This is a genomic window from Maribacter forsetii DSM 18668, assembly GCF_000744105.1.
In the GTDB taxonomy this organism is placed as follows: Bacteria; Bacteroidota; Bacteroidia; order Flavobacteriales; family Flavobacteriaceae; genus Maribacter; species Maribacter forsetii.
In genome coordinates, this window is record NZ_JQLH01000001.1 from 4,196,475 (window position 1) to 4,207,834 (window position 11,360).

The 11,360-nt window shown below is 35.7% G+C and carries 11 protein-coding genes; 9 read left to right on the top strand and 2 right to left on the bottom strand.

Annotated elements, in window-relative coordinates; all coding sequences use genetic code 11:
* Positions 1–27 precede the first annotated feature (27 nt).
* Positions 28–1,245, top strand: coding sequence for a Pycsar system effector family protein (locus P177_RS17800; RefSeq protein WP_036156951.1), 1,218 nt, complete (start codon positions 28–30; stop codon positions 1,243–1,245).
* Here the strand turns inward: P177_RS17800 and P177_RS17805 are convergent.
* Positions 1,234–3,606, bottom strand: coding sequence for a hypothetical protein (locus tag P177_RS17805; protein WP_036156953.1), 2,373 nt, complete (start codon positions 3,604–3,606; stop codon positions 1,234–1,236). The genes P177_RS17800 and P177_RS17805 overlap by 12 nt on opposite strands.
* A gap of 111 nt (positions 3,607–3,717) precedes the next feature.
* Here P177_RS17805 and P177_RS17810 point away from each other — a divergent pair, with 111 nt between their 5' ends.
* The 8 genes from P177_RS17810 (at position 3,718) to P177_RS17845 (ending at position 10,968) form a co-directional block, all read left to right on the top strand.
* The gene (locus P177_RS17810) at positions 3,718–4,611 is read left to right on the top strand and encodes a metallophosphoesterase (protein ID WP_036156955.1); all 894 of its coding nucleotides are present in this window, start codon (positions 3,718–3,720) and stop codon (positions 4,609–4,611) included.
* 203 nt (positions 4,612–4,814) lie between these two features.
* Positions 4,815–5,510: an aquaporin Z gene (gene aqpZ / locus P177_RS17815; RefSeq protein WP_036156957.1), complete on the top strand. Its 696-nt coding sequence runs from the start codon at positions 4,815–4,817 to the stop codon at positions 5,508–5,510.
* A gap of 97 nt (positions 5,511–5,607) precedes the next feature.
* Positions 5,608–6,924: a gluconate:H+ symporter gene (locus tag P177_RS17820; protein WP_036156959.1), complete on the top strand. Its 1,317-nt coding sequence runs from the start codon at positions 5,608–5,610 to the stop codon at positions 6,922–6,924.
* 10 nt (positions 6,925–6,934) lie between these two features.
* Positions 6,935–7,396 carry a RidA family protein gene (locus tag P177_RS17825; RefSeq protein WP_084684729.1) on the top strand — a complete coding sequence of 154 codons (462 nt, stop codon included), beginning with the start codon at positions 6,935–6,937 and terminating at the stop codon, positions 7,394–7,396.
* 5 nt (positions 7,397–7,401) lie between these two features.
* Positions 7,402–8,514, top strand: coding sequence for a D-TA family PLP-dependent enzyme (locus P177_RS17830; RefSeq protein WP_036156963.1), 1,113 nt, complete (start codon positions 7,402–7,404; stop codon positions 8,512–8,514).
* Positions 8,515–8,516: 2 nt separating this feature from the next.
* Positions 8,517–9,581 carry a dipeptidase gene (locus tag P177_RS17835; protein ID WP_036156965.1) on the top strand — a complete coding sequence of 355 codons (1,065 nt, stop codon included), beginning with the start codon at positions 8,517–8,519 and terminating at the stop codon, positions 9,579–9,581.
* Positions 9,582–9,585: 4 nt separating this feature from the next.
* Positions 9,586–9,948: a hypothetical protein gene (locus tag P177_RS17840; protein ID WP_036156967.1), complete on the top strand. Its 363-nt coding sequence runs from the start codon at positions 9,586–9,588 to the stop codon at positions 9,946–9,948.
* Between the two features lie 366 nt (positions 9,949–10,314).
* Complete coding sequence (locus tag P177_RS17845) at positions 10,315–10,968, top strand: hypothetical protein (protein ID WP_036156968.1); 654 nt, start codon at positions 10,315–10,317, stop codon at positions 10,966–10,968.
* A 5-nt stretch (positions 10,969–10,973) separates the two neighbouring features.
* On the opposite strand, the gene P177_RS17850 is transcribed toward P177_RS17845, so the two are convergent.
* Entirely contained in the window at positions 10,974–11,351 is a 378-nt protein-coding gene (locus P177_RS17850; RefSeq protein ID WP_036156970.1) for a PH domain-containing protein, read from the bottom strand.
* Positions 11,352–11,360 lie beyond the last annotated feature (9 nt).

Here is an 11,360-nt window from a genome sequence, read left to right on the forward strand (position 1 = left end):
TTTGGGAAATTCTAATAAATATCCTTCATGTCCAACATCTTAGAAAAGACACAACATTTTGCAGTAGAATTACTTACCAATCAATTGGATAAGAAGTTCCTATACCACAATCTAAGACATACTCAACGTGTTGTCAAAAGTACTAAACAAATATTGGATTCATGTTCCCTACCTGATGAAGATAAAGAGATAATGGTTCTGGTTGCTTGGTTACATGATACCGGTTATACCAAGGGCACAAAAGATCACGAAGAAAATGGTTGTAAAATTGCCCAAGAATTTCTTGAAAAAGAAGGATATAGTCAAGAAAAAATTGACAAAGTAAAAACTTGTATTAGAGCCACCAAATGGAATGCAAAACCTGCAAGTTTGATGGATGAAATTATTCGCGATGCAGATTCTTCCCATTTTGCCCAGAGTAGTTATTTAGAAACCTCTGATCTATTGCGCGAAGAACTAAAATTACTAGGGTTAAAAAATTACACACAAAAAGAGTGGTTAGAAACTAATATTCAAGTTTTTAGAACGGATCACCAATATTATACCGATTACGCCAAAGAGAACTGGCTTGAAAAAAAGGACAAAAATTTAAGAAAACTGGTCAAAGACAAAAAGTCTGAAAAGAAACTTGCCAAAAAAGAAAAACTTAAAGCTCAATTTAAAAGCGAAAGTCCGGATCGTGGTATACAGACCCTATATCGTGTTACCTTAAAAAATCATATTACCCTTAGTGATATTGCAGATACAAAAGCCAACATTTTGCTTTCTGTAAATGCCATTATCATATCTTTAGCGCTATCTAACCTTATACCAAAACTAGATAATCCATCTAATGATTACCTTATTTACCCAACCGTAATATTTGTATTCTTTAGTGTAGTTTCTATGGTTTTAGCTGTATTGGCGACCAGACCAAATGTTACTAGCGGTGAATTCACCAAAGAAGATGTAGCCAATAAAAATGTTAACCTTTTGTTTTTTGGAAATTTTCACAAAATGGCATTAAGTGAGTATGAATGGGCTATTCAAGAGATGCTAAAGGATAAAGATTACATCTACAACTCTCTAACCAAAGACCTATATTTTCTTGGAATTGTGCTGAACAGAAAGTATTCTCTTCTACGTTGGACCTATACCATTTTCATGATCGGTATGATTCTTTCGGTAATAGCATTTGCTGTTTCCTTTAAATTCTTTGGTCCGGATCGTAAAATAGAGTTATTGAGCCAGGTACTATTCTTTTAAAGCATCCATAAGATCTTCATAAGTATATGTCTTTTCAGGTTCTTGCTCTCTTTTGTAAAGAATCTCTGCACGTATTGCCTTTAACCCAGATACACCTTGCAGACCTTCTAACTCAACAATTTCTATCTTATTGGTAAAACAACCTTTAGATTTTAGGAACTTAATGTATCTTAAATATTCCAATTCATCTTTCTTTTGTGAATACACAATAGAAAGTACCCCTTTCTGAGTTAACCTTTGATCGGTACCTTTTATATATGACTTATCAATTCTCTTTTTAATTACCTCGTAGCGGGCATTATACGTACCATCAACATCAAATTGCTTTTCATCCATTCTAAACCTTATGGATAAAGACGTGTTGTACACCAAGATCAATGACGCAGCATCTAACGGTACCGGTAATTTTGGCTTTAAAATGTAATGGGCATTTTCCATTTCACACATTACTTGCAATTGCCACAATCTTAGATTATTAAGATATAAGGAATTGTACTCTTTGCTTTCCGAAATTGAAGAACCAATATACATATTGTGCTCTACGCCATCTGTTTTGTAACGCTCATAATAATGAGGAAACATTGCCTGTGCACTTTCTTGTCTTTTATCAATAACCGAAGAAAGCTTTTTATTGATCAATGTTACACTCTCATCATAGTTCTTTCTATGATCATAGTAAGAACCTGTACCCATATCAATTTTAGATTCATATTTTAAAATATGCTTCTCAATATCTTTATCGGATTTTTTAAGATGCTCAAAAACAGGTGATATTTCTTCGTGGACAAAATCAAAAATAGCCTGTTCACTATTTGTATAAAGCATTTCCTTTATACTCTCTAGGTGATTATTCACCCTAAAAATCAATTCTTCATAAATTGGTAAATCCCACTTTTTCACTGCAATATTCAGCACATTATCTATCTCTGAAAGCTGAATCATTAAATCTCGCTGAATAGCTAAATTTCTAGCTTGCGAAGAGTCTTTTATATCAATTTGACCAAATAAAGGATAAACTTCTTTAAAAACGATTTCTTTAAATGACGGAGATCTACCCTCTGCTTCATCTAACATGAATTTTTTTGCCTCTTCTTGAAACTTCCAATATACGGATGAATGAACAGATGTACATTCATTTTGAATTATAGCATCTATTCTATTAGTCTCTTCATTTTTTGCACGAACTACGGCAGATACAATAAATGGTAATACATCATCTAATTTTTGGGCATTTACACCGTTAAGCACACCCTTCTTTTCAGATACAATTTCCAAAACCCCCAATAGATTATCCTCATAAGCTATTGGCGCAAATATAGCACTCTGTATACCCTGCTCCTTTAGTCCTTTGTACGGATTCATATTACCTGACTGCTCTACTTTACGATCCATATCAGTAATAGTAAAATATGAATTGTGATCTATCAGCTTATCATAAGAATCTTCACATAGTGCACTTTTACAGTTCATGTGGTGCTGCCCCCCTAAAAGAAAACTATCGAATCCCATACCTGCAACCGCTTCAAACTCGTTCTTTTTAGCATCAAAAGAAGCAAAACCAACTTTGATATTTGGTAATCTAAAAAAGGACTTAAACGTTTCCTGCAGGTCATGCATGAAATTGGTAGGCTGTATGGTATCCTTGGAAATCAATTTCGTTTTAATATTCGAAATTGCCTGCTCCATCGTAACATCGAACAAATTGGCAATTACAAAACCTTTGATGATAAAACTTTCAGGAGGAATTTTTTCCATCCAAAGAGACGCATCATTAGGATTCGCTAAAAGCTCATCTACATCTTCTTGGGTAACTTTCTTTGCTTTATCGGTAGGGATAATATCAATGAAATCTGCATTGTACATAATGCGGTAATGGCGCATTACACCATTGGCATCTGGAATATCGTAGAAATATGGGCGACTAAAATCTAAATGATAACCATAGTAGAAGTTTAAAACCACTACACAGCTCATGATATAATCCATATCATCACCTACGTTTCTCAACTCTGGTTCAAAATTCCTACCTGCCTCTTCTATTATTTTTTGAAAACGCTTAGAAGACTTTATGATCATATCTTGATAAGGTAACGTGGCTACCTTTATCTCATTACCACTTAAAGCTTCTGTAAACGTGTCTTGCAGAATACGCTTTATAATATCTTTATTTTTCTCTAATAAAGTAAAGTCCGAAAAACCATCTCGTAATTCAGGAAAGCCTTTTTCAATAGATAAAATACGTTCAGCGGTAGCTGCCAAAAAAGGATCATCACCTTTTATATGTTCATCATACTTCTCTAGAAGTTTTTCAAAACTTATGAGGTGCTTAACCGGCATTATCTTTCTCTCGAGCTTTCCCATGGTTTAGTTAGTCTGCTAATTGTTTGTAAAGTTACAAAATATGCTAAGTTTTTTTATGGCTCTAAGCCCTATGGTTGACTGGATTTTCGGATATTTAACGAAAAATAACCCATGTCATCGGATAGTAGACTTACTAGAGCTTACAAAAACGCTAAAGTTATTCCGTTTGATGACGCTTCTAAATTCATACTTTTCAGCGATTGCCACAGGGGAGACAACAGTTTTGCCGATGATTTCGCTAACAATAGAAACATCTATTATCATGCTTTACAATTCTACCACTCACAAGGATTTGACTACTGTGAACTTGGTGATGGCGACGAACTCTGGGAGAACATACATTTCGAGTCTATTTTTGAGGCCCATAAAAATGTATTCAAGCTTTTAAAGCAATTTCATTTAGAGCAAAGATTGCACATGATTTGGGGAAATCATGATATGGTCTACAAAGATGAAGCCTATGTCAAGAAACATCTATCGAGCTATTTTGAGCCTATAGACGACAAAGACAAATCTCTTTTTGAAGGTATCAAATACCATGAAGCTCTTATTTTAAAACATAAAGAAACGCAACAAGAAGTTTTCCTTACCCACGGTCACCAGGCAGATTGGTGGAATTATAGGTTTTGGCGTGTAGGTAGATTTTTAGTAAGAATTCTATGGAAACCGCTACAAGTTTGGGGCATTGCCGATCCAACATCGCCTGCCCGAAACTATACGGAACTCATAAAAGTAGAGCGCCGCACAAAAAAGTGGATTCTAAAAAACAACTTAAAAATTACCGTTGTAGGCCACACTCATAGACCACGCTTTCCTGAGCCTGGTGATATTCCTCTTTTTAATGATGGTAGCTGTGTTCACCCAAGAAGCATTACCGGTATTGAAATTGAAAAAGGATGTATTTCATTAATAAAGTGGCAAATAAACACTACTGATGATGGCACCTTGAGAGTGGTTCGTATTTTATTAGAAGGACCACAGAAGTTGGAAGATTATATAGAATAATTATTTACCCAATAGCACTCTTCATCTCATTTTTGATTTTTCAATCGATAATTTAAATAATCATACGAAATAAGGTTTTTTTATAATAATATATCTACAAAAAATCTATTTTATAAATAAATTCTTAAAAATATATTTAAAATATTGTGACTTCTATAAGGTTTTGGTTTCTAAACTAATACAATCAATTAAACCTTATTAAAATGAAAAAATTTATTGCAGAATTTATCGGCACATTATGGTTAGTATTAGGTGGTTGCGGTAGTGCCGTACTCGCCGCAGGTTTTCCAGAAATGGGTATTGGCTTTGTTGGCGTTTCTTTGGCCTTTGGTTTAACCGTCGTTACTATGGCTTATGCCATAGGTCATATTTCCGGCTGCCATTTAAATCCTGCCGTAACCATTGGTGTTTGGATTGGCGGACGCTTTGAAGGTAAAGACGTATTTTCATATATCATTGCACAAGTAATGGGCGGAATTGCAGGTGCAGCCATACTCTTTCTCATAGCTTCAGGAAAATCAGATTTTGTTTTAGGCGGCTTTGCTTCTAACGGTTATGGTGAGCATTCACCAGGCGGATACGGTATGACTTCTGCGTTAATTATTGAGGTAGTAATGACCTTCATTTTCTTATTTGTTATTTTAGGTTCTACCTACACAAAAGCACCAAGAGGATTTGCAGGCTTGGCAATCGGACTTTGTCTTACCTTAATACATTTGATCAGTATTCCCGTAACCAATACATCAGTAAACCCTGCACGTAGTACAAGCCAAGCTCTTTTTGTTGGAGATTGGGCTTTAGATCAACTTTGGTTATTCTGGCTAGCACCGATCGTAGGAGCAATTTTAGCTGGATTAGTTTACAAAGCTATTTCACCGGAAATGACAGATAAATTATAGAATTTTAAAGATTACGCTCATCGTATTTAGATAAAATCTGATGAGCTTTTTTTTTATGGTATATTTAGAGAATCAACTAAACTAACTCGATTCAAATATGCCTTTATTCATTGTTATTCTAGGAATTCTTCTCCTATTTATTCTCATTGCCAAATTTAAACTCAATGCTTTTATCACCTTTATCATCGTATCTTTATTCGTTGGTATTGCTGAAGGTATGGAACCCATTAGCGTGGTGGACTCCATTCAGAAAGGCATCGGTAATATTTTAGGATTTCTTGTTATCATTTTAGGTCTCGGTGCTATGCTAGGCAAATTGGTTGCAGATAGTGGCGCCGCACAAAAAATCACCACTCAATTAGTAGATAAATTCGGAAAAAAGAATATTCAATGGGCTGTAGTATTGACAGGTTTCATTGTGGGTATACCCATGTTTTACTCCGTAGGTTTTGTCATTTTAGTCCCTCTAGTTTTCACTATCGCCGCTGCAACTGGCCTACCCCTTTTATATGTAGGCTTACCAATGCTGGCCTCCTTATCGGTAACACATGGTTATTTACCTCCGCACCCGGCACCAACAGCACTTGCATCTATGTTTAACGCTGATATTGGAAAAACACTGTTATACGGAATCATCGTTGCCATACCCGCAATAATCGTTGCCGGACCATTACTTTCAAGAACCTTAAAAGGTATTAACGCAACACCGCTTAAAGAATTTCTAAACCCTGTAGTTTTAAAAGAAGATGAAATGCCAAGTATGGGGAATAGCATTATAAGTGCACTTTTGCCTGTTATTCTAATTGCAGTTGCTGCATTGGCACAACTTTTACTCCCTGCGGATTTCTTTCTTACCAAGATTTTAGTTTTTATGGGCAACCCAGCTATTGCAATGCTTATTGCCGTTTTAGTTGCTATCTACACTTTAGGTTTAGGTCAAGGAAAAAGTATGAAAGAGGTCATGGACTCTGTTGGTAGTGCAATTACAGGTATAACCATGGTACTTCTTATTATTGCTGGCTCTGGCGCATTAAAACAGGTATTAATAGATAGTGGTGTAAGCGAATATATTGGCGGTATTTTAGAACAATCTTCTATTTCACCTTTAATATTAGCTTGGTTGATCGCTACAATAATTCGAGTCTGTGTAGGTTCGGCAACAGTCGCAGGTTTAACCGCTGCCGGTATTGTTCTGCCTCTTGTTCAAGGCACGGGTGTTAGTCCTGAATTGATGGTCTTGGCAATTGGATCAGGTAGTTTAATGTTATCTCATGTTAACGATAGCGGATTCTGGTTATTTAAAGAGTACTTTAATCTATCGGTTAAAGACACTTTAAAAAGTTGGACCGTCATGGAAACAACTGTTGGCGTTATGGGATTGATAGGTGTTCTTGTAATCAATACTTTTATATAAATAAATACAAATGAAGCCATCTGAAAGAATCAAGGAACTGGGATTGATTTTACCCACTGCTCCACCTCCTGCAGGTTTATACAAACCTGTTTTAGTCGTTGACCATTTTCTATATATTTCTGGTCAGGGTCCTATGCAAAATGACGGTTCATTGATTGTCGGCAGAGCCGGTCATGATATGACTATGGAAGAGGCTAAAGTTGCTGCAAGACAAGTTGCATTGACCATGCTTTCTACAATACAAACTCATTTTGGCGATATTGATAAAATTAAAAGAATTATAAAAACCTTAGGGATGGTGAATTCTACTCCCGATTTTGGTCAACAACCTTTGGTCATCAATGGTTTCAGTGAACTCATGGCAGATATTTTTGGACCTGATAATGGTGTTGGTGTTCGTAGTGCCGTTGGTATGATTTTACCCGGCGGAATTCCTGTTGAAATTGAAGCTCATTTTGAACTACATCATTAACAATTATGGCAAACAAAAATTGGTATTCTATAGACGAAACAGCCGGAGTTATTTCTCCTTCTTTATTGGTTTATCCAGATAGAGTTCAGCAAAATATCGACCTAATGATTTCTATGATTGGTGATGTAAATCGGCTACGTCCGCATGTAAAAACTTATAAAAATGCCAATATCATCAACATGCAAATGGCAAAGGGAATACAAAAATTCAAATGCGCTACTATTGCTGAAGCTGAACTACTTGGCGACTGTAATGCTGTTGACGTATTATTAGCCATGCAACCCGTTGGTGCTAATGCACAGCGTTTTATTGAATTAATCAAAGAATACCCGAAAACAAAATTTTCTACCCTTGTAGATAATTCTAAAACACTTAAAATTCTTAGTGAACTTGCAAAATCTCATCACATTAAAATTCCGCTTTGGATAGATATTAATAATGGTATGAATAGAACGGGAATCATTCCTGACCAAGATGCTTTAGAATTGTACACTCAATTACATGAAAATGAATTTTTAATTGCTGAAGGTTTACATGTTTATGACGGTCATCTTCGTAATTCAAATCCCGTAATACGAGAGCAAGAATGTAATACAGCTTTCAAAGCAGTAATCGACTTAAAGAAAAGTATTGAAGATAAAAACATACCTAGCCCAAAAATTGTAGCTGGCGGTTCGCCAACGTTTCCTTTTCACTGTAAACGCCAAGATGTTGATGCCAGCCCCGGAACAACACTTCTTTGGGATTCTGGTTACGGAAACCAATTTCCGGAAATGGGCTTTTTGCCAGCTGCAGTATTGTTTACAAGAATAATTAGTAAACCAACTACTGGTATTCTATGTTTTGATCTTGGTCATAAATCGGTTGCTCCTGAAATGCCTTTTCCACGAATAGAATTTTTAGACTTAAAACACAGTAAACAAATAAGTCAGTCAGAAGAGCATTTGGTAGTCGAATATGACGACCTAACAATACCTGAAGTAGGTGATGTTCACTATGCCATTCCCAAACATATTTGCCCTACTGTGGCGAAATACGACACCTTAACGATTATAAAAGAAAATACCGTTATCGATTACTGGCCCGTAACTGCCAGAACTCAAAAATCTACTATTTAAGCATGTTTATAGTCGATGCCCACTTAGACCTTTCTATGAATGCCATGGACTGGAATCGCGATCTTACTTGGTCTATTGAAGAAATAAGAAAAAGTGAACAAGGTTTAACCGACAAACCTGGTCGTGGCAATAATACCGTTTCTTTAGAAGCGATGAGAAAAGGGAAAGTCGGACTCTGTATGGCGACACAAATTGCTCGTTATGTACATAAAGACAATGCCCTACCAGGTTGGAAATCGCCCCAACAAGCATGGGCACATACGCAAGGGCAATTAGCGTGGTACAAAAGCATGGAAGATACTGGTGAAATGATTCAGATTACCAACAAAACCCAACTTGATGCTCATTTAGCTCTTTGGCAAACGGACAAAGAAAAGAAGCCTATTGGTTACTTACTTAGTCTTGAAGGTGCAGATTCTATCGTAGATATTTCATACCTACAAAAAGCGTATGATTCAGGCTTAAGAGCTATTGGTCCGGCACATTATGGTCCGGGTACTTATGCTCACGGCACAAATTCAGTAGGCGGAATCGGAACTAAAGGAAGAGAACTTCTTAAAGAAATTGAACGACTAGGTATTATACTAGATGTTACCCATTTATGCGATCTTAGTTTTTGGGAAACTATGGTAAATTATGACGGACCACTTTGGGCTAGCCATAATAATTGCAGGGCATTAGTTAATCATCACAGACAATTTACCGATGAGCAATTAAAGGAAATTATTGCTAGACAAGGTGTTATTGGCGTTGTTCTAGATGCTTGGATGATGACACCAACTTGGGAAAGAGGTGTTTCTACTCCGCAAACTGCAAACGTAAGTCTACAGCAGATACTAGATAATATAGATCATATTTGCCAATTAGCGGGTAATGCGAATCATGTGGGTATAGGCTCTGACCTTGATGGCGGCTTTGGAAAAGAACAAGGTCCAGCAGATGTGGATACTATTGCTGATTTACAGAAAATGACCGGACTGTTAGAAAATCGAGGTTATGCGCAATCGGATATTGAAAAAATTATGAACGGTAATTTCATTGACTTTTTAAGACGAAATTTAAAATAGTTTAATGAAGAAGATTTTTACATATGTAGTATCTCTATGTCTTTTAATCGGACTTACAGTACAGCACTGTAATCTTAATTATAGGCATACTACGCGTGCTGAATTTCAAATTTCTTTATACACTCCCTCTCAACATGTCCAACATTTAGAAAACAATGCTGCGACGTATGAAATTAACAGTACTGTATTTATCTCTTCTATTGCCAACGTTTATATTGCTTTTATCGTTTTATCTAAAAATTACGGCATTAGCACTAAACAAGCAATTAGCATTCAAAATGACAACCTCTTAGTCTACCAATCAACCATTGACAACGCCGTATTTCTTACTAAAAAAATCACTTCTAAACACCAAAGAACTACATAATAGAAAATAGCTACTTCAGCTATTTTAATGTGTACCAAGCGTACACATATGATAACTAGTATTCACCATTTATCATCACTATTATGTATTTCAAAAAAATAAATAAAGCCTTTCTTTGGTTAAAAAGAAAGCTAATACTTCTCATTGCTGCATTTATGGTAGGCATATCAAATGTTATATATGAAGAAGAAAAAATGATCAACGGCAATTTTATTAAAACTGAACAAAAACAAGACGAAGATTCTGATTAAGTCCGTCAGAACAATCATTTCAACGAATTATAGTTCAATCGACAGTTTTTTAACGAAGCCTTAAGTACCCATGGCAGGGTATTTGTTATCTTTATTTCATCATATTAAAGATTAGATGAGAAACCTTTTTTTTCTTTTTATTATATTTTTCTGCTTTTCTGCGGCACAGGTTTCTGCGCAAACAGATCTGCCTACTTCAAAACCGCTAAAGATCGATAAGGTAAACCCTATTAATTCTAGTGGTACTCCAAATAAAGGATCTGTTCTTAATATGCCTAATTTAATTAAAGAACAGCCCAATGTTGATATGACCGCTCCTAACCCTGTAAAAATGCTACGTGATGAAGAATTGGTACAAGCAGGGGCAGGCATGAAAATTGACCCAAGAATTGGTCCCGGTGAGCGATTAGGTGGTTCTGGTCAGTATTTTGCCGATCAATATTTAGGTGATGTAAAGAGTAGCGGGAAATTCATAGGTATTGTTTGTAGAGATCATGAATATGTAGATGGCGATCGTGTAAAAATATACATGAACGATATGGTTGTTGAACAAAACCTACTATTAACAGGTGCTTTTAAAGGAATTAATGTTGACTTACAAGACGGTTTTAACCGTTTGGACTTCGAGGCACTCAACCATGGTTCTTCAGCACCAAATACCGCACAGGTAGATGTTTACAATGACAAAGGTGAATTAATCTATTCTAACAAATGGTTACTATCCGCAGGTTCTAAGGCGACTTTAATCGTTACGAAAGAATCTATGTAATAGTTTTACATAACCTTATTTGCCAAATAGCGCTGTACTTCATAAACATCAATACTCTTATTGAATTTTTTACTTACACTAGGTACATTTTCACTTGATATCCAGATTTTTAATTCGGCATCCAAATCAAAAGTTCCTGAAGTCTCTAAAGAAAATCTTGAGATATTTTTATAAGGTAAAGACTTGTATTCCACTTTACTCCCTGTAATGCCCTGTATATCTATCAATATTAATCGTTTATCAGTAAACATAAAAACATCTCGCAGTAAAGAAAAGCCCAGTTCTATTTGTTCACCTTCAACAAGTAATCTTCCATATTTTTGTAATAATTGCTCTGTAGAAACTTCGCTAGCGTTACCTAATATTTTGTTCAATAAGCCCATAGTATATCT

Bases quoted from the DNA above. Each gene is read 5' to 3' on its own strand.
- P177_RS17805 (WP_036156953.1), bottom strand. From the start codon at position 3,606: ATGGGAAAGCTCGAGAGAAAGATAATGCCGGTTAAGCACCTCATAAGT.
- P177_RS17845 (WP_036156968.1), top strand. From the start codon at position 10,315: ATGAGAAACCTTTTTTTTCTTTTTATTATATTTTTCTGCTTTTCTGCG.
- P177_RS17830 (WP_036156963.1), top strand. From the start codon at position 7,402: ATGGCAAACAAAAATTGGTATTCTATAGACGAAACAGCCGGAGTTATT.
- P177_RS17810 (WP_036156955.1), top strand. From the start codon at position 3,718: ATGTCATCGGATAGTAGACTTACTAGAGCTTACAAAAACGCTAAAGTT.
- P177_RS17820 (WP_036156959.1), top strand. From the start codon at position 5,608: ATGCCTTTATTCATTGTTATTCTAGGAATTCTTCTCCTATTTATTCTC.
- aqpZ (WP_036156957.1), top strand. From the start codon at position 4,815: ATGAAAAAATTTATTGCAGAATTTATCGGCACATTATGGTTAGTATTA.
- P177_RS17840 (WP_036156967.1), top strand. From the start codon at position 9,586: ATGAAGAAGATTTTTACATATGTAGTATCTCTATGTCTTTTAATCGGA.
- P177_RS17825 (WP_084684729.1), top strand. From the start codon at position 6,935: ATGAAGCCATCTGAAAGAATCAAGGAACTGGGATTGATTTTACCCACT.
- P177_RS17850 (WP_036156970.1), bottom strand. From the start codon at position 11,351: ATGGGCTTATTGAACAAAATATTAGGTAACGCTAGCGAAGTTTCTACA.
- P177_RS17800 (WP_036156951.1), top strand. From the start codon at position 28: ATGTCCAACATCTTAGAAAAGACACAACATTTTGCAGTAGAATTACTT.
- P177_RS17835 (WP_036156965.1), top strand. From the start codon at position 8,517: ATGTTTATAGTCGATGCCCACTTAGACCTTTCTATGAATGCCATGGAC.